This window comes from Bradyrhizobium australafricanum (assembly GCF_020329495.1).
Lineage (GTDB): Bacteria > Pseudomonadota > Alphaproteobacteria > Rhizobiales > Xanthobacteraceae > Bradyrhizobium > Bradyrhizobium australafricanum.
Map to the genome: position 1 here is coordinate 118,934 of NZ_JAGKJL010000013.1, position 21,097 is coordinate 140,030.

Annotated in this window: 18 protein-coding genes; 11 read left to right on the top strand and 7 right to left on the bottom strand. The window is 65.2% G+C overall.

The features are described 5' to 3' along the window. Positions 1–201: 201 nt before the first annotated feature. The 5 genes from J6525_RS47465 (at position 202) to J6525_RS14395 (ending at position 5,265) form a co-directional block, all read left to right on the top strand. On the top strand, positions 202–723 hold the full coding sequence (locus J6525_RS47465; RefSeq protein ID WP_376708512.1) for a hypothetical protein: 522 nt from the start codon (positions 202–204) through the stop codon (positions 721–723). A 5-nt stretch (positions 724–728) separates the two neighbouring features. Further along, the gene (locus J6525_RS14380; RefSeq protein WP_225645171.1) at positions 729–1,676 is read left to right on the top strand and encodes a TAXI family TRAP transporter solute-binding subunit; all 948 of its coding nucleotides are present in this window, start codon (positions 729–731) and stop codon (positions 1,674–1,676) included. A gap of 187 nt (positions 1,677–1,863) precedes the next feature. Then, entirely contained in the window at positions 1,864–3,972 is a 2,109-nt protein-coding gene (locus J6525_RS14385; RefSeq protein WP_225645174.1) for a TRAP transporter permease, read from the top strand. Continuing rightward, positions 3,933–4,346 (top strand): DUF1850 domain-containing protein, encoded by a 414-nt coding sequence (locus J6525_RS14390; RefSeq protein WP_225645176.1) that lies wholly within the window; start codon positions 3,933–3,935, stop codon positions 4,344–4,346. The genes J6525_RS14385 and J6525_RS14390 overlap by 40 nt, the downstream gene beginning before the upstream one ends. A gap of 112 nt (positions 4,347–4,458) precedes the next feature. Then, positions 4,459–5,265: an SDR family NAD(P)-dependent oxidoreductase gene (locus J6525_RS14395; RefSeq protein WP_225645178.1), complete on the top strand. Its 807-nt coding sequence runs from the start codon at positions 4,459–4,461 to the stop codon at positions 5,263–5,265. A gap of 221 nt (positions 5,266–5,486) precedes the next feature. Here the strand turns inward: J6525_RS14395 and J6525_RS14400 are convergent, their stop codons facing one another. Next, positions 5,487–7,031: a cation:proton antiporter gene (locus J6525_RS14400; protein WP_028342605.1), complete on the bottom strand. Its 1,545-nt coding sequence runs from the start codon at positions 7,029–7,031 to the stop codon at positions 5,487–5,489. A gap of 135 nt (positions 7,032–7,166) precedes the next feature. Here J6525_RS14400 and J6525_RS14405 point away from each other — a divergent pair, with 135 nt between their 5' ends. The 3 genes from J6525_RS14405 (at position 7,167) to J6525_RS14415 (ending at position 10,627) form a co-directional block, all read left to right on the top strand. Further along, complete coding sequence (locus J6525_RS14405) at positions 7,167–7,937, top strand: tetratricopeptide repeat protein (protein ID WP_092087908.1); 771 nt, start codon at positions 7,167–7,169, stop codon at positions 7,935–7,937. A gap of 198 nt (positions 7,938–8,135) precedes the next feature. After that, positions 8,136–10,043: a propionyl-CoA synthetase gene (locus J6525_RS14410; protein ID WP_225645180.1), complete on the top strand. Its 1,908-nt coding sequence runs from the start codon at positions 8,136–8,138 to the stop codon at positions 10,041–10,043. A 311-nt stretch (positions 10,044–10,354) separates the two neighbouring features. Further along, entirely contained in the window at positions 10,355–10,627 is a 273-nt protein-coding gene (locus J6525_RS14415) for a hypothetical protein (RefSeq protein ID WP_075969207.1), read from the top strand. A gap of 108 nt (positions 10,628–10,735) precedes the next feature. Here J6525_RS14415 and J6525_RS14420 read toward each other — a convergent pair whose 3' ends face one another. Continuing rightward, a complete protein-coding gene (locus tag J6525_RS14420) occupies positions 10,736–11,434 on the bottom strand; it encodes a DUF1013 domain-containing protein (protein WP_076825203.1) in 699 nt (232 codons plus the stop codon). A gap of 229 nt (positions 11,435–11,663) precedes the next feature. On the opposite strand from J6525_RS14420, the gene ispH reads away from it, so the two are divergent. The 3 genes from ispH to rnhA are packed head-to-tail and all read left to right on the top strand — an operon-like array spanning position 11,664 to position 14,073. Beyond that, positions 11,664–12,638: a 4-hydroxy-3-methylbut-2-enyl diphosphate reductase gene (ispH, locus tag J6525_RS14425; protein ID WP_225162958.1), complete on the top strand. Its 975-nt coding sequence runs from the start codon at positions 11,664–11,666 to the stop codon at positions 12,636–12,638. Between the two features lie 5 nt (positions 12,639–12,643). Beyond that, positions 12,644–13,624 carry a homoserine kinase gene (locus tag J6525_RS14430; protein ID WP_225645181.1) on the top strand — a complete coding sequence of 327 codons (981 nt, stop codon included), beginning with the start codon at positions 12,644–12,646 and terminating at the stop codon, positions 13,622–13,624. Then, complete coding sequence (gene rnhA / locus J6525_RS14435) at positions 13,621–14,073, top strand: ribonuclease HI (protein WP_225162956.1); 453 nt, start codon at positions 13,621–13,623, stop codon at positions 14,071–14,073. Before J6525_RS14430 ends, rnhA begins: the two co-directional genes overlap by 4 nt. A gap of 278 nt (positions 14,074–14,351) precedes the next feature. On the opposite strand, the gene J6525_RS14440 is transcribed toward rnhA, so the two are convergent. From J6525_RS14440 to J6525_RS14460, 5 genes are all read right to left on the bottom strand, one after another. Further along, entirely contained in the window at positions 14,352–14,837 is a 486-nt protein-coding gene (locus J6525_RS14440) for a peroxiredoxin (RefSeq protein ID WP_018269652.1), read from the bottom strand. A gap of 210 nt (positions 14,838–15,047) precedes the next feature. After that, positions 15,048–15,605 carry a DUF924 family protein gene (locus J6525_RS14445; protein WP_225645183.1) on the bottom strand — a complete coding sequence of 186 codons (558 nt, stop codon included), beginning with the start codon at positions 15,603–15,605 and terminating at the stop codon, positions 15,048–15,050. A 22-nt stretch (positions 15,606–15,627) separates the two neighbouring features. Next, the gene (locus tag J6525_RS14450; RefSeq protein ID WP_092087920.1) at positions 15,628–17,310 is read right to left on the bottom strand and encodes a long-chain fatty acid--CoA ligase; all 1,683 of its coding nucleotides are present in this window, start codon (positions 17,308–17,310) and stop codon (positions 15,628–15,630) included. A 176-nt stretch (positions 17,311–17,486) separates the two neighbouring features. Beyond that, a complete protein-coding gene (locus J6525_RS14455; RefSeq protein WP_376708514.1) occupies positions 17,487–18,935 on the bottom strand; it encodes a D-alanyl-D-alanine carboxypeptidase family protein in 1,449 nt (482 codons plus the stop codon). 203 nt (positions 18,936–19,138) lie between these two features. Beyond that, positions 19,139–20,917, bottom strand: a complete 1,779-nt coding sequence (locus tag J6525_RS14460) for a glucan ABC transporter ATP-binding protein/ permease (protein ID WP_092087924.1) — start codon at positions 20,915–20,917, stop codon at positions 19,139–19,141. Between the last annotated feature and the right edge of the window lie 180 nt (positions 20,918–21,097).

Below are 21,097 nucleotides of genomic sequence, written 5' to 3' on the forward strand. Positions count from 1 at the left end.
ATGGCGCTGGAATCGCGGCGTCTCACCGCTGTTACACCTGCAACAAATGCGTCATCTGACATTCATGAGCGCGATCGCGTCCGACTTTGCACATCGGCAGAAACACTGTGCGCGTGTGTCATCGAGAGACGGCGTTAATGACTGTGTTGTCGCGTCGACGCCGACGCGGAATTGCGTCATTGTCGGACATCGGATCGCATCATGCAGAGTGCTCCGCAGAGCGCCGATGACGAATCAGATCATCCGTTTTGTGATGCCAATGCAGATGTGCGTGACGTCGTCGCTGTTGTTCGCAACGTCTCCCGCATCAACGCGCAGTGGCCGATCAGCGCGGCACAAGCGATAGCTGCAAGGAACAGGAATGCAGCGCTGCAACCTGCATGGACGACAATGAATCCGGCAACAGCGGTGCTCAAGCCGACATTCTTGGGCCGCAAGGCGATCTTCGCTGCTTCGTTGCGGCCGGTCCGCGCCGCGAACGCTTTGGGTCCGACAATGCCGAGAGTCACCGCGGCGATCGCCGGCGCGAATACCGAGCCGTTAGCGGCCGCCAGCGCCCGGGTCGCGGCAACCAGCTCGAAGCGGTCGCCCGGTCGCGCGGAGAGTTCCCGCGCAGGTAAAGTGGTGTTGCTATCGGGGATTTCCGCCGCGCATGCGTCATTTGGATGGGTTGACCCGGCGGGGGTGTCCGGCCAATTTCCGGCCGGCTTAAGGGGAGAATAATACTCATGAATTCCAGGTTGATGGCTGCTGCGATCGTGGCAGCCAGCGTTTTGTCCGCGCCTGTCGCACAGGCCGAGCAGTTCATTAACGTGCTCACCGGCGGCACCTCCGGCGTCTACTATCCGCTCGGCGTCGCGATGGGGAAGATCTACGGCGACAAGATCCCCGGCGTGAAAACCCAGGTGCAGGCGACCAAGGCCTCGGTCGAGAACCTGGTGCTGCTGCAGCAGGGCCGCGGCGAGATCGCCTTCACGCTCGGCGATTCGCTCAAAGCCGCCTGGGAAGGCGACGCCGAGGCCGGCTTCAAGAACAAGCTCGACAAGCTGCGCACCATCGGCGCGATCTATCCGAACTACATCCAGATCGTCGCGACCGCCGAGAGCGGCATCAAGACACTCGCCGATCTCAAGGGCAAGAGCCTGTCGGTCGGTGCGCCGAAGTCCGGCACCGAGCTCAACTCGCGCGCGATCCTGGCGGCCGCCGGCATGAGCTACAAGGATCTCGGCAAGGTCGAGTACCTGCCGTTCGCCGAATCGGTGGATCTGATGAAGAACCGCCAGCTCAACGCCACGCTGCAGTCCGCCGGCCTCGGCGTCGCCTCGCTGAAGGACCTCTCGACCTCGAGCGAGATCACCGTGGTCGCCGTGCCGAAGGAGACCGTCGACAAGATCGGCCCGCCCTTCGTCTCCGTGATCATCCCGGCCAACACCTATACGGGCCAGGACAAGGACGTGCCGACCGCCGCGGTCGTGAACTACCTCGTGACCTCGAGCGCGGTGTCGGACGATCTCGCCTATCAGATGACCAGGCTGGTCTACGAATCGCTGCCGGAACTCGCCAATGCTCACGCCGCGGGCAAGGAGATCAAGCTCGAGGCGGCCGCGACCGGCAGCCCGGTGCCGCTGCATCCCGGCGCGATCCGGTATTACAAGGAGAAGGGCCTGATCAAGTAAGGCCGGAACGTCTGCTCCTTGCCGTCATTGCGAGGAGCGAAGCGACGAAGCAATCCATCTCTCCCCTTGTGGCGCGATGGATTGCTTCGCTTCGCTCGCAATGACGTGGCGCGTTTTTCCTGTCCCGGCTTTCGGTGGGCGGACTCAGTGGATATAAGCGCCGTTGGCACGGCGGGGGACTGATCATATGCAGCAGCAGGTTGAGGGCGAGCAGCCCATCAAGGTTGAATTCGACAATTTCGAGCATGGCTTTCCGGAAGGCTTCGGCCCGGGCGCCTGGGGGCACTTGGCCTATGCCATCGGTCTCGCCTTTGCGGTATTCCAGCTCTATGTCGCAGCCTTCAACTACCTGCCGAGCCAGGTGGTGCGCGGCGTCCATGTCGGCTTCCTGATCCTCCTGACCTTCGGCCTGATCGGCAATTTTACCGCCAAGACCGATTTCGGCCGCGCGGTGAGCTGGATCGTCGGCGCCGCCGGCTTCCTCTGCGGGCTCTACCAGTGGATCTTCTATGCCGACCTGATCGCCCGCGACGGCGATCCGACCAACATGGACCTCGCGGTCGGCACGCTGCTCGCGGTCCTGATCTTCGAGGGCACGCGGCGGCTGATGGGGGCGGCGCTGCCGCTGATGTGCGGCGCGTGTCTGCTCTACTGGTTCTTCGGGCAATATCTGCCGTCGCCGTTCAATCACCGCGGCTATGACTTCGACCAGATCGTCACCCATCTCTCGTTCGGCACCGAGGGCTTCTACGGCGTGCCGATCTACGTCTCGGCGACCTACATCTTCCTGTTCATCCTGTTCGGCTCGTTCCTGGAACGCGCCGGCATGATCCAGCTGTTCACCGATGTCTCGCTCGGCCTGTTCGGCCGCACCCGCGGCGGCCCCGCCAAGGTCGCGGTGTTCGCTTCGGGCATGATGGGCACGATCTCGGGTTCGGGCGTCGCCAACGTCGTCACCGTCGGCCAGTTCACGATCCCCTTGATGATCAAGTTCGGCTATCGCCGCGCCTTCGCCGCGGGCGTCGAGGCCACCGCTTCGATGGGCGGCCAGATCATGCCGCCCGTCATGGGCGCGGTCGCCTTCATCATGGCCGAGACGCTCGGCGTGCCCTATTCGGAGATCGTCAAGGCAGCGGTGATCCCGGCGGTCCTCTACTTCGCCTCGGCGTTCTGGATGGTGCATCTGGAGGCCGGCAAGCACGGCCTCGTCGGCATGAAGCGCTCGGAGATCCCGAGCGCCTGGAAGGCGCTGGTGGCGCGCTGGTACCTGGTGTTGCCGCTCGCGGCGCTGGTCTACATGCTGTTCGAGGGCTTCACGCCGCTCTATGCCGGCAGCATGGGACTTGCGCTCACGGTCGCGTTGATCCTCGGCGCCAGCATCACGCTCGGCTTCTCCAACACCATCGTGCGCTACATCTTCTGGATCGGCCTCGCGCTGGTGGTTGCCGCGGTCTCGCGTCACGGCATCGAGATCGTTCCGGTCGCGAGCGTCGTCGCCGGTTTGATCGTCATCGCGGCGATCACCCGCGGCGGCCGCGCCACGCTGAAAGCCTGCCGCGACTCGCTCGCCGACAGCGCCAAGTCGGCGCTGACGGTCGGCATGGCCTGCGCCATCGTCGGCACCATCATCGGCATGATGACGCAGACCGGCGTCGGCACCATCTTCGGCAGCTGGATCATCGGGCTCGGCGCCAAGAGCCTGTTCCTGGCACTGATCATGACCATGCTGCTGTCGATCCTGCTCGGCACCGGCATTCCGACGATCCCGACCTACATCATCACCGCGGCGCTGGCTGCACCGGCGCTCGCCAAGCTCGGCGTGCCGCTGATCGCAAGCCACATGTTTGCGTTCTATTACGGCATCATGGCCGACCTCTCGCCGCCGGTCGCGCTCGCGGCCCTGGCGGCGGCGCCGATCGCCAAGGAGAACCCGGACAAGATCGGCTGGGAGGCGATGCGGATCGCGCTTGCCGGCTACGTCATTCCGTTCATCTTCGTCTATTCGCCGGCACTGATGCTGCAGACCGGGGATCCGATGCAGGCGCAGCTCGGCTTCTACGGCGCGGTGGCGCTGGCGACCTTCAAGGCGCTCGTGGCGATCGCCCTGTTCGGCATCGTCGCGATCGGCTTCCTGTTCACGCGGCTGACTTTCATCGAGATCCTGGTCGCGTTCGGCGCCGCGCTCTGCCTGCTCGGCGATTTTCCGTTCTCGGATACAGCGGGCTTCACGCTCGCCGCTGCTGTCGTGCTGTGGCAATGGCGGCAGCGTCCGCGCAATGCGGTGGCGGCGGCTTGAGCCTCTGCCTCGCTTCCGCGGGAGTCGTGAAGGCGCTGTCGATTGCGGCCTTCACGCTCGCCTGGACGCATTCGATCGAGAAGAGCGCCTGGCAGGAGGACTGGCTGGTCACGCCGGCCGGGCTCACGCTGCAACAGGCGCGCGTCAAGGGCACGGGCGCCGGCATGGAGCCGCCGCCGGAGGCGCGCCTCGTCGATGGCTGGTTTCAATGGTCGCCGCCGCCGGTGCCAAGGGCGGAAGTCGTGCTCGGCAATTCCGGCGCCGCGGGTGAATGGCACCTGTGCCAGGAGGGACGCTGCCAGACGTTATCGGAGATTTTCGGGCATCCGATCGGTGCTAATGTCACGACGATGAGTGTTTGCGAGAATCCGTAGTAAGTATTCGTAGCCCGCATGAGCGGAGCGATATGCGGGGGATAGCGCTCCCGGATATCGCTTCGCTCATCCGGGCTACAGTCACGACAAGAACAACAAGGGAGAAAGACCGATGGATCGGCTCAAGGGCAAGGTTGCGATGGTGGTCGGCGCGGGTTCGATCGGGCCCGGCTGGGGCAATGGCAAGGCGACCGCCGTCACCTTTGCGCGCGAGGGCGCCAGCGTTCTCTGCGTCGATCGCAACGGTGCCGCGGCGGAGGAGACCGTCGGCATCATCACCGGCGAAGGCGGCAAGGCTGCCGCATTCACCGCCGATGTCTCGCGCGCCGGCGAGGTCGAGGCGATGGTCGCGGCCTGCCTGAAGGCCTATGGCCGCGTCGACGTGCTCGACAACAATGTCGGCATCGCTGAGGTCGGCAGCGTGGTGGAAGTAGGGGAAGCCGAATGGGATCGCGTCTTCGCAGTCAACCTCAAGAGCGCCTATCTGTCGATGAAGCACGTCATTCCCATCATGATCAAGCAGGGCGGCGGCTCGATCATCAACATCTCGTCGATCGCCTCGATCCGCCATGTCGGCATTTCCTATGTCAGCTACAACGCGAGCAAGGCCGCGATGAACCAGATGACGCGGTCGACTGCGGTCGAGTTCGCCTCGAAGCATGTGCGCGTCAACGCGATCCTGCCCGGACTGATGAAGACGCCGATGGTCGCGCATTCGGCCGGGCTGGCGCAGAGCTACGCCAAGGGCGATGTCGAGGCGATGTGGCGCGCCCGCGACGCGCAGGTGCCGATGGGGCACATGGGCGACGCCTGGGACGTCGCCAACGCCGCGCTGTTCCTGGCGTCGGACGAGTCGAAATACGTCACCGGCATCGAGCTCGTGGTCGACGGCGGCATCACCTCCAAGTCGGGGGCGTGAAGTCGGGCGCCTGAGCAGCGAACTTCGCTTTACCTCGCCCCGCGTGCGGGGAGAGGTCGGAATGCATCGCTAGATGCATTCCGGGTGAGGGGGATTCTCCGCAAATGCAGCTATCGCCGGTTACGCGGAGACAGCCCCTCACCCCAACCCTCTCCCCGTAAAGAACGGGGAGAGGAGCGCAGTGCTGTCGCGGCGGCTATTCATCCTAACCTCATGGCGCTTTAGGCCTCCACGCTGAGCTCGGCGCGGTCGAGCTCTTCCTCGACCAGATGGAATGCGTCGTCGCCGATCGCTTCGGTGCGGCGCAGATTGAGCAATGCCTGACGCGCCGCGGCGATGGCGCGGCGGCGCAGCGGATCCGACGGCAGCTCGCGTGAGGTCAGGCCGCCGTCGGGATCATTCTCGGCGCGCAGCAGCACGGCGCGATATTCGAGCCGGAGGATCTCGGCCTCTTCCGACGGGTCGGCGTCGATCTCGTCGAGCGCGGCGCGAAACACCACGCCGCGGGCATGGGCCGCCTCGCGTCCGACCGGATCGTCGTCAGCGAAATTCAACGCCAGGATCAACGGCCGCAGCGTCAGTCCCTGGATCACGAGCGAACCGAGCACCACGGCAAACGCCGTCAGCAGGATCAGATCGCGATACGGAAACCATTCAGGCAGTGCAAACGCCGCCGCCAGCGTGACGATGCCGCGCATCCCGCACCAGGATACGATGAAGCCGCGCTTCAAGGTCGGCACGGCGTCCACCACATGGGCGGGCAGCAGGTTGCGCGCCTTCAGTGTGCGCAGCAGCGCGCCGTAGGGCATCACCCAGAGGATGCGGGCGAGGATCACGACGGCGAGGATCGCGGCGGCAAAGCTGCAATATTTCCACCGCACCTCGTCGTCGAGCCCGGACCAGATCGGGCGCAGCTGCAGGCCGATCAGCATGAAGGCGAGCACGTTGAGCACGAACACGACGGTTTCCCACACCGCGTAGGACGACACGCGCAGCCGCGCCGATGTGCGGGCCGGTGCGGTGCGCGAGATGGTGATCGCATAGGCGATGATGGTGAGGATGCCGGACAGCCCGAGATGCTCGGCGATGATCCACACCATGAAGGTGCCGCCGAACTGCGTGATGATCGCGCTCGGCGCCTCGGTGATGCGACGCGTGATCATCATCCAGACTTGCGCGAACAGGAAGCCGGCGGCGAGGCTGCCGACCAGCGCAATCGTGATGGACGGCACGAACTCGCGGATCTTCATGTGCTCGGCGGCGACGAGGCCGACCGCGACACGATAGATCAGCAGCGCGCTGGCATCGTTGAGCAGGCTTTCGCCTTCGAGGATCTTCTGGATCCGGTAGGGCAGGTTGACCTGGCGCAGGATCGCGGTGGCCGCGGCCGCGTCCGGCGGTGCCACGATGGCGCCGAGTGCGATCGCAACCGCCCACGGCATGTCCGGGCGCAGCCAATGCGCGACCACCGCGACCGCCGCTGTGGTGACGCCGACCGCGACCACCACCAGCGTCGAGACCGGCAGCCAGTTGTTGCGGAGATCGCGCAGCGAAGTGTCGAACGCGGCGTCGAGCAGCACCGGCGCGACGAACAGCGCCAGCGCCAGTTTCGGTTCCAGCGCCCAGGTCGGGGCCCACGGCAGCAGCGTCAGCAGCACGCCGCCGAGCGCCAGGAAGGTCGGGTAGGGCACCTTGATCCGCCGCGCCAGCGCCGATAGCGCCACCGCCGCGAGCAACAGCCCGATGATCCATTCGAATGTGAGCAAGCCGAACCCCCGATGCAGCCGATCGTCGCAATTGACGTATAATCCAGCGTGTGGTTTTGCGGCAAATGGCGCGCCGCCGGGCATCGGAGGCCGGCGGTTCGGGCGCGGAAGAGGGACGATTTGTCGGCGATCGGGATGCGATACAAACCTGCAAATCTGGCCGCGATGCTGGTCTGTGTCGGCCTGTCGGGCGCGCTGATGTCGGGCGTTGCGCGCGCCACCGGCAGCGAGCCGGGCGAGGATGTGCAGGCCAATGCCGGCCCCTGCATCGCGGCGGCAGCGGCCGCCGACGACGACAAGATCATCGATGTCTGCGGCGCGCTGATCGACAATGAGAAGGCGACGAGGCCCGATCGCGTCAAGGCGCTGATGGCGCGGGCGGGCGCCTATGACCGCAAGCAGATGATCGATCGCGCGATCGCAGACTATGACACCGCGCTCAAGCTCGATCCATCGCTTGCCGATGCGCATAATGCGCGCGGCGAGCTGTGGCGCCGCAAGGGCGACCGGCCGAAGGCGATCCTGGATTTTGGTGCTGCCGTCAAGCTCGACCCCAATCACGCCGCCGCCAGGGCCAACTACAAATCGCTGTCGCTGGAGCTGGAGCGGATCGGCGCCATGATGGCGGTCGCCGGCAAGCCGAGCTTCGATTGCCGCAAGGCGCGCCGGCCGGTGGAGAAGGCGATCTGTGCCAATCCCACGCTTGCCGATCTCGATCGCGAGATCGTCGCATCGACGTTCCGCACGGTGCGCGAGGCGCAGAATCCGCACCAGGCGCGCGAGCTGCAGCGCGTGCAGGATCAGTTCATCGCCCGCCGCAATGCCGACTTCGGCAAGCCGGGCTACGACCTGGAAAAGGCGATGCGCGAGCGGCTGCAGCGGATCAATGGGGTCGACGGCTACTAGTGCTCCGTTCCGATTGAAGCGGAATGAGCTCTAGATTCTTGTTTTGACGCGTTTTCTTCACGCGAACCGGGACCCACTTCGCTCGAAAACGCTTTGCTCCGACCCGGCCGAAGGTCGCGGCCATTTCGGCTTGAAACGGCGCCACTTCCCGTGACAATGGTCGGCAAATGACGCGCGACCGCGCGAGGGAGAAACGCGATGAATATCCAGCAGAGCCGGTATCATGAGGTGTATGCCCGCTCGCTCCGGGACCCCGAGGGCTTTTGGGCGGACGCGGCGCGCGAGATCGACTGGATCGAGCCGGCCAAGAAGATCTTCGATCCCTCAATGGGCGCCTACGGGCGCTGGTTCGCCGGCGCCGTGGTCAACACCTGCTACAACGCGCTGGATCGCCATGTCGCCGGCGGCCGCGCCAGCCAGGTCGCGCTGATCCACGATTCGCCGCTCACCAACACGATCACCAAGTTCACCTATTCCGAATTGTTGGAGGAGGTGCAGACGCTGGCTGCGGTGATGCAGGATTTCGGCGTGGCGAAGGGCGATCGCGTCATCCTCTATATGCCGATGGTGCCGGAGGCCGTCGTCGCGATGCTCGCCTGCGCGCGGATCGGCGCGGTGCACAGCGTGGTGTTCGGCGGCTTCGCGGCCAAGGAGCTCGCGACCCGCATCGATGACGCCAAGCCGAAGCTGATCTTCTCGGCGAGCTGCGGCATCGAGCCCGGGCGCATCGTGCAATACAAGCCGCTGCTCGACGAGGCGATCCGCCTTGCCGGCAGCAAGCCCGAGACCTGCATCATCCTGCAGCGGCCGCAGCAGGCTTGCGAGCTCGCCGCGGGCCGCGATCATGATTGGGCGACGCTGCGCCGCGCCGCGTTGGACGCCGGCAAGGCCGCGCCCTGCGTGCCGGTAGCCGCCACCGATCCGCTCTACATCCTCTACACGTCGGGCACGACCGGAATCCCGAAAGGCGTGGTGCGCGACAATGGCGGGCATCTCGTCGCGCTGAAATGGTCGATGCACAATCTCTATGGCGTGAAGCCCGGCGAGATCTGGTGGTGCGGCTCGGACATCGGCTGGGTGGTCGGCCATTCCTACATCGTCTATGGCCCGCTGATCCACGGCGCGACCACCATCATGTATGAGGGCAAGCCGGTCGGCACGCCGGATGCCGGCGCGTTCTGGCGCGTGATAAGCGAGCACAAGGCGGTCGCCTTCTTCACTGCGCCGACCGCGTTCCGCGCGATCAAGAAGGAAGACCCCGAAGGCAAGTTCATCCGGAATTACGATCTCTCGAGCTTCCGCACCCTGTTCCTCGCCGGCGAGCGCGCCGATCCGCCGACGGTGGAGTGGGCCGAGCAGCAGCTCAAGGTGCCGGTCATCGACCATTGGTGGCAGACCGAGACCGGCTGGTGCATCGCCGGCAATCCGGTCGGGCTCGGCCAGCTGCCGGTCAAGCACGGCTCGCCCACGGTGCCGATGCCGGGCTATCAGGTCGACATCGTCGACGAGGCGGCGAAGCCGGTCGGGGCCGGCACGATGGGCTCGATCGTCATCAAGCTGCCGATGCCGCCGGGCTGCCTGCCGACGCTATGGCAGCAGGACGATCGCTTCAGGGACGCCTATCTCTCGGAATTCCCCGGCTACTACAAGACCTCGGATGCCGGCTACAAGGATGAGGACGGCTATGTCTGGGTGATGGGCCGCACCGACGACATCATCAATGTCGCCGGCCACCGGCTCTCCACCGGCGGCATGGAGGAGATTCTTGCCTCGCATCCCGATGTCGCCGAATGCGCCGTGCTCGGCGTCAAGGACGCGATCAAGGGCGAGGTGCCCTGCGGCTTCCTGGTGCTGAAGGCCGGCGTGACCAAGCAGCCCGCCGAGGTCGAGAAGGACGTCGTGGCGCTGGTGCGCGACAAGCTCGGGCCGGTCGCCGCGTTCAAGCTCGCGATCACGGTGGCGCGGCTGCCGAAGACCCGTTCCGGCAAGATCCTGCGCGGCACCATCAAGAAGATCGCCGACGGCGAGCCCTGGACCATGCCGGCGACGATCGAGGACCCGAAGGTGCTCGACGAAATCGGCGAGGCGCTGAAGGGGAAGGCGTAGCTCTTGTTGCCTCGCCCCGCTTGCGGGGAGAGGCCGGATCGCATGGCAATGCGATGCGGGTGAGGGGGAGGCTCCGCACGTTCGCTGCATTCATTCTGCGGAGGCGGCCCCTCACCCCAACCCTCTAAGAGCGAGCAGCGCTCGTCTCGACCCCGCAAGAGCGGGGCGAGGGAGTGCTGGCATCTCCCGCGCCTGAGGTCGGCACCTGTGGAACAAGACTTCCGCATTCGGAAGCAAAACGGCCTTGATTTTGATGGATTGCCGGGTCATCCCGGCCTCCCTGTCATATGCCACGAGATACGGACCCACGGATGCGATCCATTTCCGCACGCGCGCCTCTCGCCTTGCTGCTCGCCCTGCCGCTGCTTGCGGGCTGCCTCGAACGCGGCCGATCGCCGATCGCGGAGAGCATGGGGGACGACGATCAGTATTGCCAGGCCGGCGGCAAGGTGGCGGTCGGCTCGCCTGATTATGTCGCCTGCCGCAAGAATCGCGACGTGCAGCGCCAGAACGCCGAAGCCCGCACCGATCGGCGGCAGCGCGATCTCGGCGAATACATGATGAACAATCCCGACCGGCATTGAGCCGCGCCGACGGCCGTCGTCACGCCATCGCATGCGCTTCCAAGCAAAAACGCGGCAGGTTGCCCTGCCGCGTTTCGTGTTCTGCTCCTCGAGTTGCGCGATCCGCGCTTACTCTTCCTCGTCGGCGGGCTTCTTGCCGCCGATCGTCTTCAGCTTGGCGAACACGGCATCGACGTTGAGATCGTCGTGGCGCTCGATCGGCTGGTCGTCCAGCTCGTCCTTGCGCGTGGTCTCGGAGGCCGGCAGCAGCGTGGCGCCGCCGTAGACCGTGGTGGTCGGCTTCTCCTTGGCGGCGCGCTGCACCTCGAAATCGAGCTCGATCTGCGAGCACAGGCCGAGCGTCACCGGGTCCATCGGGGTCAGGGTCGAGGCGTTCCAGTGGGTGCGGTCGCGCACGCTGGCGATCGTGGTCTTGGTGGTGCCGACCAGACGCATGATCTGGGCGTCCTTCAGCTCGGGATGGTTGCGCACCAGCCAGAGGATCGCGCTCGGACGCTCATGGCGGCGCGACACCGGGGTGTAGCGCGGGCCCTTCTTCTTGGCGGCGGAGGGCAGCACCACCTTGCTCTCCTGGAGCCTGAGGCGGTAGTTCTGGTCGCGCTCGCCGCGCTCGATCTCCTCGCGGGTCAGCTGGCCGTTGGAAATCGGGTCCATGCCCTTGATGCCCTGGGCGGCGTCGCCGTCGGCGATGGCGCGGACCTCGAGGGGGTGCATTTTGGTAAAATCGGCCACCTGATCGAAGGTCAGGGCGGTATTGTCGACCAACCACACGGCAGTCGCCTTCGGCATCAGCGGTGCGTTGCTCATGGCAAATCTCCTTTGTGCTTCGCCCACCTCTGTCGAGGCGAAGCTGGTAGTCATCGGCGATGACGGGAATTATAGGGCCTATATAAGCCCTCCGGGGGGAATGGCGCAATGGGCCAGCAAAATCGCCTTGACAGCGCCCGAAAGCAGTCCCAAGTCCTTACTCAAATTGGCCGTTCCCCGCCCGCCGGCGAGGGGTGATTCGGTCCCGAGATTGCCCCGAGACAGCCCGATGTCAGCCAAAAAACCCGACCTTAGAATCGTGCTTTGTTCCCCCCGCGGCTTTTGTGCCGGGGTGGTCCGTGCCATCGACACGGTCGAACGTGCCCTCACCATTTATGGTGCGCCGGTCTATGTCCGGCACGAAATCGTCCATAACAAGTATGTGGTCGACAGCCTGAAGACCAAAGGCGCCATTTTCGTCGAGGAATTGGCCGAAATCCCAGACGATACCAACGCGCCGGTGGTGTTTTCGGCCCACGGCGTTCCGAAATCGGTTCCCGCCGAGGCCAAATCCCGCAATTTCTTCTCGCTGGACGCGACCTGCCCGCTGGTGACCAAGGTCCACCGCGAGGCGGCGATCCATTTCAAGCGCGGCCGCGAGATCCTGCTGATCGGGCATTCCCACCACCCCGAGGTGGTCGGCACGCTGGGGCAGCTGCCGGCTGGCGCCGTGACCCTGATCGAGACCGCCGAGGACGCCAAGACCTTCGTTCCGAAGGACCCCAACAACCTCGCCTTCGTGACCCAGACCACGCTGTCGATCGACGACACCGCGGAGATCGTGACGTTGCTCAAGCAGCGCTTCCCGAACGTCAACGGTCCGCACAAGGAAGACATCTGCTACGCGACCACCAACCGTCAGCTCGCGGTGAAGAAGGTGGCGCCGGTGGTCGACGCCCTGATCGTGGTCGGCGCGCCGAACTCGTCGAACTCGCAGCGCCTGCGCGAGGTCGCCGAGCGCGAGGGCTGCCCGATCGCCGTGCTCGCCCAGCGCGCCAGCGACATCGACTGGCAGCGCTTTGAAGGCATCACGAGCCTCGGCATCACCGCGGGCGCATCGGCGCCGGAGGTGATCGTCGAGGAGATCATGGGCGCCTTCGCCGAGCGCTACGAACTGCACGTGGAGACGGTCTCGGCCGCGGAGGAGAACGAGTTCTTCCCGCTGCCGCGTTCGCTGCGGCCTGACGCTGCCGCGGCGGAATAGACCATATGGCGGTCTACACCGACGTTGCCGCCGAAGACCTCGCGGAATTCCTCAAAAGCTACGACATCGGCGAACTGCTCTCCTACAAGGGCATCGCCGAGGGCGTCGAGAATTCGAACTTCCTGCTGCACACCAGCCAGGGCGCCTACATCCTCACGCTCTATGAGAAGCGCGTGGCGGAGGACGACCTGCCGTATTTCCTGTCGCTGATGGGCCATCTCGCCGAGCGCGGCGTGTCGTGCCCGCAGCCGGCGCGCAACCGCAAGGGCGAGGTTACTAGCCGGCTCGCCGGCCGGCCCGCCGCGATCATCAACTTCCTCGAGGGCGTGTGGCCGCGGCGGCCGAACGTGGCGCATTGCTCCGGCGTCGGCGAGGCGCTGGCCAAAATGCACGTTGCCGGCCGCGATTTTCCGCTGGTCCGCAACAATCCGCTGTCGGTCGCCGGCTGGCGGCCGCTGTTCGATCTCGCCGCCGCGCGGGCCGACAGCGTGCAGCCGGGCTTGCACGATTTCATCGCGCGCGAGCTCGATCATCTCGAAGCCGCCTGGCCAACCGATCTGCCGGTCGGCGTCATCCATGCCGACCTGTTTCCCGACAATGTGTTTTTTCTGGGCGACAGGCTCTCGGGCCTGATCGACTTCCCGTTCGCCTGCAACGACATCCTGGCCTACGACGTCGCGATCTGCCTCAACGCCTGGTGCTTCGAGCCGGATCATTCCTTCAACGTCACCAAGGCGCGCGCATTGCTCAACGCCTACGGCCGCGAGCGCCCACTGTCGGCGGCGGAAGAGGCCGCGCTGCCGCTGCTCGCGCGCGGTGCCGCGATGCGCTTCCTGCTGACGCGGCTGGTCGATTTCCTCAACGTGCCCGAAGGCGCGCTGGTGCAGCCGAAGGACCCGCTGGAATATGTCCGCAAGCTGCGCTTCCAGCAGAGCGTCGCTGCTATCAACGACTACGGCGTCACGCCGGCCGGGTGCGCGGCGTGAGCGAAAAGCCGCATGTGACTGTTTTCACCGATGGTGCCTGCTCCGGAAATCCGGGGCCGGGCGGCTGGGGCGCGATCCTCAGATTTGGCGACGTCGAGAAGGAATTGAAGGGCGGCGAGGCGCACACCACCAACAATCGCATGGAGCTGATGGCGGCGATCTCGGCGCTGGAAGCCCTGAAGAAGCCCTGTGTGGTCGATCTCACCACCGATAGCCAGTATGTCCGCCAGGGCATCACCGGCTGGATCCATGGCTGGAAGCGCAACGGCTGGCGCACCGCCGACAAGAAGCCGGTCAAGAATGTCGAGCTGTGGCAGCGCCTCGATGCCGCGCTGAAGCCCCATGAGGTGCGCTGGCACTGGATCAAGGGCCACGCCGGCCACACCGAGAACGAACGCGCCGACGAGCTGGCGCGCGAGGGCGTGGCGATGGCGAAGTTGAAGAATTAGGGCCGCAGCGAGCCGGGTGCGCAGGATGGGTAGAGCGAAGCGAAACCCATTATCTCAATGCACGGCACGAAGGCGATGGGTTTCGCTGCGCTCTACCCATCCTACGATTCCCTAAATTTCGGCGATCTTTCCCTCTCCCCTTGTGGGAGAGGGTGGACGCGATGCGCAGCATCGCGGACGGGTGAGGGGTCTGTCTCCGCGGATAGAGACCCCTCATCCGGCGCGGATTGCATCCGCGCCACCTTCTCCCACAAGGGGAGAAGGGAAGAAGCGTCGGCTCAGAGCTGACCGAGCAGCGTGTCGCCGCCGGAGACCTCGACCTTGCCCGGGGCGGGCTCGAGGTTGAGCTTCTTCACCACGCCGTCCTCGACCAGCATCGAGTAGCGCTTGGAGCGGATGCCGAGGCCGTTGCCGGAGGCGTCGAGCTCCATGCCGATCGCCTTGGCGAAGTCGGCGTTGCCGTCGGCGAGGAAGACGGCTTCGTCGCGCTGGTCGGTGTCGCGCTTCCAGGCGTTCATCACGAAGGCGTCGTTGACCGAGACGATCGCGATGGTGTCGACGCCCTTGTTCTTCATGGCATAGGCGTTGAGGAAGATGCTCGGCAGATGCATCTTGTGGCAGGTGCCGGTGTAGGCGCCGGGCACCGCGAACAGGGCGACCTTCTTGCCCTTGAAAATATCGTCGGTGGTTTTGACCTGCGGACCCTCGGCGGTCATCACGCGAAACTTGGCTTCCGGCAGCTTGTCGCCAACATTGATCGTCATCGTTGTTCTCCCTCGGTGAAGCGGAACTGTCTTAAACCCGGCTACAGCACGGCACAATACGGGCTCGCCGAAGAACGGCAATGCCGGAGGCCAAAGCGTTTTCGAGCGAAGTGGATACCGGTTCGCGTGAAGAAAACGCGTCAAAACAAGAATCTAGAGCCCCGTTCCGATGCAATCGGAACGGAAAAGGCTCCGGTCACCGTTCCGTCATCAGCCGGAAAACCCGCCGGCGTCGAGAAAGGCCTGCTCCTCGGCCGTGGTCTGCCGGCCCAGCACGCGATTCCGGTGCGGGAAGCGGCCGAACCGGCGGATGATGTCGGCGTGGTCCTCGGCGTATTTCAGGTTGTCGGGATGGCAGTCATATTGCCCGAACAGCGTCACGCAGCGCTGCTGGTCGTCGAGGTCCTCCGAATGCTCGAACGGCAGATAGAGGAATTCGCGCAGCACGGGGTCGGTCCGCGCATCGACGCCGCGGTCGATGGCGCGCCTTGCCACTTCACGCGCCAGCGCATCGCTTGAAAAGGTCCTGGCGTCGCCTCGAAACAGGTTTCGCGGAAACTGGTCGAGCACGATGGTCAGCGCCAGCGCGCCCTCATCGCTCGCCTCCCATGACGACAATTCGCCGGCAGCCGCCTTCTGCCAGGTGGCGAGGAAGCGGCTGCGGATTTCGGCATCGAAGGCGTCGTCGTGCTTGTACCAGCGGTCGCGGCCGGCATTCCGCCAGAAGCCAAGCACGTCAGCCGGCGTCGCGAGGCTTGCGTCAGACATCGAACGTCAGTCCACTCACGCCTTAGGCCGCGGCCTTCTTCTCGTCGCGCAGCTCGCGGCGCAGGATCTTGCCGACATTGGTCTTCGGCAGGTCGGTCCTGAACTCGATCTGCTTTGGTACCTTGTAGGCGGTGAGCTGGGTGGCGCTGAACTTGATGATGTCCTCGGCGGTGATGTTCGGGTCCTTCTTGACCACGAAGGCCTTCACCGCTTCGCCGGACTTCGCATCGGGCACGCCGATCACGGCGCATTCGAGCACGCCCGGGTGGCTTGCGATCACTTCCTCGATCTCGTTCGGATAGACGTTGAAGCCGGAGACCAGGATCATGTCCTTCTTGCGATCGACGATCTTGGTGTAGCCCTTCTCGTCCATCACGCCGATGTCGCCGGTGCGGAAATAGCCGTCCGCGGTCATCACGCGCGCGGTTTCGTCCGGCCTGTTCCAGTAGCCCGCCATCACCTGCGGGCCCTTGGCGCAGATTTCGCCGGCCTCGCCGATCGGCAATTCATTGCCGTCATCGTCGCGGATCGAGAGCCAGGTCGAGGGGACGGGAAGGCCGATCGTCCCGGAGAACTCCTCGATCGTTGCAGGATTGCACGTCAGGGTCGGCGACGTCTCCGACAGGCCATAGCCTTCCGACAACGAGATGCCCGTGACCTTCAACCATTTCTCGGCGACCGGCCTTTGCGTCGCCATGCCGCCGCCGTTGGCGATCTTCAGCTTGGAGAAGTCGAGCTTGTCGAATCCGGGCGTGTTCAGCAGGCCATTGTAGAGGGTGTTGACCGCCGGGAAGAAGCTGACCTGGTACTTCGACAGCTCCTTGACGAAGCCCGCCATGTCGCGCGGATTCGGAATCAGCAGATTGGTGCCGCCGGCCCGCATGCCCAGCAGATAGCAGGCGGTGAGCGCGAAGACGTGATAGAGCGGCAGCGCGCAGACGATGACCATCTGTTCGACGATCGGCGGCTTCGCCAGCGCCGGCTGCAGCCAGGCGTCGTTCTGCAGCACGTTGGCCAGGATGTTGCGGTGGAGCAGGGTCGCGCCCTTGGAGACGCCGGTGGTGCCGCCGGTATATTGCAGGAAGGCGACGTCATCGAGCGTCAGCGTCGGTTTGTTGAGCTTGGCGGCGCGGCCGGCTGACAGCGCCTCGTTGAAGCCGACGGCGCCGGGAATCGACCAGGCCGGCACCATCTTCTTCACCCGGCGCACCACCAGATTGACGATCACGCCCTTGAGGCCGAGCAGGTCGCCCATGCTGCCGACGATCACGTGCTTGACCGCGGTGTTGGGAAGCACCTTCTGCACGGTGGTGGCAAAGTTCTCCAGCACGATGATCGCCTCGGCGCCGGAATCCTTGAGCTGGTGCTCGAGCTCGCGCGGGGTGTAGAGCGGGTTGACGTTGACCACGGCAAAGCCGGCGCGCAGCACGGCGGCGGTCGCGATCGGATATTGCAGCACGTTCGGCATCATCAGCGCGACCCGTGCGCCCTTCTGCAGGCCCTTGCTCTGCAGGTAGGCACCGAGCGCCGTCGACATCCCGTCGAGCTCGCGATAGGTGATCGCCTTGTCCATGCAGATGAACGCCTTGCGATCGGCGAATTTCTTGAAGCTCTCTTCCAGCAATTCGACCAGCGACGAATATTGCGTGACGTCGATATCCGCGGGCACGCCGGCCGGATAATGCTTGAGCCAGATGCGCTCCATGATGGTCAATCCCCTCTCTCAAATTTGGCTGATGTCCCGGATTGCTTCCGGGTTTTCCGACCTTTGGCCGCGTTATTTCAGGCAGTATTGAGCGATGCCGCGGCCAATGGCAAGCCGCTGCGCGTTATCGACGCATTGGAGAAAATGACGGTCGGAAATGACGGGCGGGCGCTGCGCTAGCCGGCCGGCTTGGCGTCGGCTTTCGGCTTGTCGGCAGCCTTGGGTTTGTCGGCCGCAGTCTTGGGCTTGGCAGCCGGCTTTGCCGCCGCCGGCTTGCCGGCAGGCTTTGCGGCGGCGGGCTTGTCGGCCGCGGCCGTCTTCGCAGCTGCGGCATCCGGCTTGGCGTTGGCGTGACGCGCGGGCTTGGCCGCCGGCTTGTTGTCCGACTTGGAGGCGCCCTTGGTGTCGGCCTTCGCGTCATCGGCCGCATCGGGCTTCTTGCCCGCGACGCGGCTGTGCTTGCCCTTGGCGCGCTTGACCGGCTGCATCTTCTCGGTGTCGGCCTCGACCGCGGCGATCAACGCAGCACCGGTCTTGGTCGGCCCCGTATAAACCACGACCGGCTCGGAGGCCGCGGCGGGCTGCGCCAGCATGTCAGCCGGCTTGGTCGGCATCGCAGCCTGCAGGCCCGAGGCGAAGAAGCTGACGCCGCCGTCGCCATTGGTGCTGGAGCTTCCGGCGCTGGCGACGGTGTCTTCGGCGTCCTCGTCGCTGGCGGGCCGCTTGTGCTTGGGACCGCACATCTCCTCGCGCAGGTTCGGCGGCGTGGAATCGATCGGCACCAGATTGTCGACGGTGCCGAGCGAGGGCCGCAGCCACGCCATCCCATTGTTGGCAAAGCCGCGGTCCAGGAGCTGCGCGGCGCGGATCGCGCGCATGCGGCCCGAGGAGGCGCCGAGCACCACGGCGATCAGCCGCTTGCCGTCACGCGTCGCCGACGCCACGAGATTGTAGCCGGAGGCGCAGATGAAGCCGGTCTTGAAGCCGTCGGCGCCGGGATAGCGGCCGATCAGCTTGTTGAAGTTCTGGGTGATGCGGCGGCCGAAGCGGATCGACGGGATGTGGACGAAATACTCGTATTCCGGCAGGTCGCGGATGATGGCGCGGGCGAGGATCGCCATGTCGCGCGCCGAGGTGATCTGGCCGTCGGCGGGCAGGCCGTTCGGATTGACGTAGCTCGTTTGCGTCATGCCGAGCCTTTGCGCGGTCTGGTTCATCATCCCGGCAAAGCCGTCGATCGAACCGCCGATGCCCTCGGCCAGCACCACGGCCATGTCGTTGGCCGACTTCACCAGCATCATCTTCAGCGCGTTGTCGACGGTGACCTGGGTGCCGGGCCGGAAGCCCATCTTCGAGGGCGACTGCGACGACGCGGTCGGCGACACCGTGAGCAGCGTGTCGAGCGAGACGCGGCCGTCCTTGACCGCCTTCAGCGTCACATAGGCCGTCATCATCTTGCTGAGCGAAGCCGGGTACCACGGCATCGTCGCATTGTCGGCCTGCAGCACCTTTCCGGAATCGGCCTCGACAACCAGCAGTGCCTCGGCTTGCGCCATTTGCGGCGCGGCGACGGCGAGCATCGCGACGGCCAGAATCCATTTCAATGACGGGCGAGGAAGGTGCACGAATCCGGTTCCGGTCCTTTGAGACCCGCCTTGAAAAAAGGAGGTCTTGCGATTGTGACGTACGGGTTTCAAGCGTGTCCGGCGCCGCATTGCGGCGATGCAAACCCTATACCGGCTTGCCAGCAGAGAACAGAGGCCGGGGAATTATATCGTGGACGAAATCGGCTGAATTTCGGCAGCCGCCTCAATTGGAAAGGCGGGAATTATGGTGTCTCGATGCCGGCGCGCGCCTGTTCCTGGACCATGAACTGGGCCCGCGCCAGTTCGGCAAAACGCCCGCCTTTCGCCACCAGTTCATCGAAAGTTCCGCTTTCGATCACCCGTCCCTGGTCGAACAGCAGGATGCGGGTGGCGTGGCGGATGGTGGACAGGCGGTGCGCGATCACGAAGGTGGTACGGCCCTTCATCACTTCGTCGAGAGCGGCATTCACCTTGGCCTCGGTGACGGCGTCGAGGGCGCTGGTGGCCTCGTCGAGGATCAGGATCGGCGGATCCTTCAGCAGCGCACGCGCGATCGACAGCCGCTGGCGTTCGCCGCCGGACAGCATGCGGCCGCGCTCGCCGGCATGGGTATCGAACTTCTTTTCGCTGCGCTCGATGAAATCCAGCGCCTGCGCGCGCGCCGCGGCGGTGCGCAGCTCCTCATCGGTCGCGTCGGGCTTGCCGACGCGCAGATTGTCGGCGAGCGAGCGGTTGAACAGCAGCGCCTCCTGGAACACCACGCCGATGTTTCGCCGCAGCGCCGTCAGCTTCAGCGCGCGTATGTCCATACCGTCGATCCTGATGATGCCCGATTGCGGATCGAACGCGCGATGCAGCAGCGCGATCGCGGTGGATTTGCCGGCGCCGGTCGAGCCGACCAGCGCGATGGTCTGGCCCGGCAGGGCGGTGAAGCTGAGATCCTCGATCGCCGGCCGCTTGCCGTCATAGGAGAACGAGACGTCGTCGAACTCGACGAGGCCGGACAGCCGTCCGGGATCGACCGCGCCGGGCCGGTCGCGCACCGCCGGCACCGCGTCGAGCACGTCGAAGAACTCCTGCAGGCGCGGCGCTTCCATGAACACGTTGTTGATGAAGCTGACCACCTGCTCGAGCTTCTGGATCAGCATGGTGGCGAACGAGACGAACATCACGATCTCGCCGACCGTGGTGAGGTTCTGGTTATGCAGCGCGATGCCGACGGTGAAGATCGCAAGCACCGTGATCGTGGTCGAGGCGCGCGTGATCACGGTGACCAGTGCCCACCATGACAGCACCGGCATCTGCACCGCGAGCAGCTTGTCGGCGACGTAGCGCAGGCCCTGCACCTCGGAATCGATCCGCACGAAGCTCTGCACCAGCGCGACATTGCCGAGCGCGTCCGAGGCGCGCGCCGAGAGGTCGCTGTAATAGGCCTCGACCTCGCTCTGCATGCCGTAGGTCTTGCGCACCACCAGCGTGGTCAGCACGGTGAACACGACGCAGAGCCCGAACAGCAGGACCGCCAGCCGCCAGTTGATGTAGAGCGAAAGCGGCAGCAGCACGATCAGCGACATGATCGCGGCGAAATGCTCGCGAAAGAAGCCGAGCCAGAGCCGCCACAGCGCGTCGGTGCCGTTCAGCATCACCTTCATCAGCCGCCCGGAATGGGTGCCGGAATGGAAGGTCAGCGGCAGCTGCAGGATGTGCTCGAAATAATCGGTCAGCACCGCCTGGCGCTGGCGGTGCGCCAGCCGGTCGGCCTGCAGCGCCACGATCGCGCTGCAGCCGATCGTGAACAGGCCGAACGCCGCCCAGGCGACGAGCAGCGGCCATGCCGAGGAGGTCGCGAACAGCCCGGTGACCGGCCGGCCCGACAGCACGTCGACGATCTTGCCGAACAGCACCGGCTCGGCGAATTGCGCGCCGGCGAGCAGCACGTTGGCGATGGCCAGGATCCAGCCGAGTCGCGCCTCCTTGCCGAGCAGTTCGAGGACGCGGGTATAGAGGCGAAGCATGGACATGCCGGCGGCACTCGTCAGCGGTGGGCGCCCGATCAGGCGGGAATGCAATTTAATCAGGGTTCGCGATGCAGGGCCAGCGGTGACAGCGCGTCATGCTCAGGGTGAGGGTGATTGTGGCGAGCGGCTCCCTACGCCGTCGTCCTGGCGAAAGCCAGGACCCATAGCCACCGAATTTGATTG

What these genes read in the sequence shown, in the direction of transcription:
- J6525_RS47465 (WP_376708512.1), top strand. Translation starts at nt 202, where the DNA reads ATGCAGAGTGCTCCGCAGAGCGCCGATGACGAATCAGATCATCCGTTT.
- J6525_RS14380 (WP_225645171.1), top strand. Translation starts at nt 729, where the DNA reads ATGAATTCCAGGTTGATGGCTGCTGCGATCGTGGCAGCCAGCGTTTTG.
- J6525_RS14385 (WP_225645174.1), top strand. Translation starts at nt 1,864, where the DNA reads ATGCAGCAGCAGGTTGAGGGCGAGCAGCCCATCAAGGTTGAATTCGAC.
- J6525_RS14390 (WP_225645176.1), top strand. Translation starts at nt 3,933, where the DNA reads ATGGCGGCAGCGTCCGCGCAATGCGGTGGCGGCGGCTTGAGCCTCTGC.
- J6525_RS14395 (WP_225645178.1), top strand. Translation starts at nt 4,459, where the DNA reads ATGGATCGGCTCAAGGGCAAGGTTGCGATGGTGGTCGGCGCGGGTTCG.
- J6525_RS14405 (WP_092087908.1), top strand. Translation starts at nt 7,167, where the DNA reads ATGCGATACAAACCTGCAAATCTGGCCGCGATGCTGGTCTGTGTCGGC.
- J6525_RS14410 (WP_225645180.1), top strand. Translation starts at nt 8,136, where the DNA reads ATGAATATCCAGCAGAGCCGGTATCATGAGGTGTATGCCCGCTCGCTC.
- J6525_RS14415 (WP_075969207.1), top strand. Translation starts at nt 10,355, where the DNA reads ATGCGATCCATTTCCGCACGCGCGCCTCTCGCCTTGCTGCTCGCCCTG.
- J6525_RS14420 (WP_076825203.1), bottom strand. Translation starts at nt 11,434, where the DNA reads ATGAGCAACGCACCGCTGATGCCGAAGGCGACTGCCGTGTGGTTGGTC.
- ispH (WP_225162958.1), top strand. Translation starts at nt 11,664, where the DNA reads ATGTCAGCCAAAAAACCCGACCTTAGAATCGTGCTTTGTTCCCCCCGC.
- J6525_RS14430 (WP_225645181.1), top strand. Translation starts at nt 12,644, where the DNA reads ATGGCGGTCTACACCGACGTTGCCGCCGAAGACCTCGCGGAATTCCTC.
- J6525_RS14440 (WP_018269652.1), bottom strand. Translation starts at nt 14,837, where the DNA reads ATGACGATCAATGTTGGCGACAAGCTGCCGGAAGCCAAGTTTCGCGTG.
- J6525_RS14445 (WP_225645183.1), bottom strand. Translation starts at nt 15,605, where the DNA reads ATGTCTGACGCAAGCCTCGCGACGCCGGCTGACGTGCTTGGCTTCTGG.
- J6525_RS14450 (WP_092087920.1), bottom strand. Translation starts at nt 17,310, where the DNA reads ATGGAGCGCATCTGGCTCAAGCATTATCCGGCCGGCGTGCCCGCGGAT.
- J6525_RS14460 (WP_092087924.1), bottom strand. Translation starts at nt 20,917, where the DNA reads ATGTCCATGCTTCGCCTCTATACCCGCGTCCTCGAACTGCTCGGCAAG.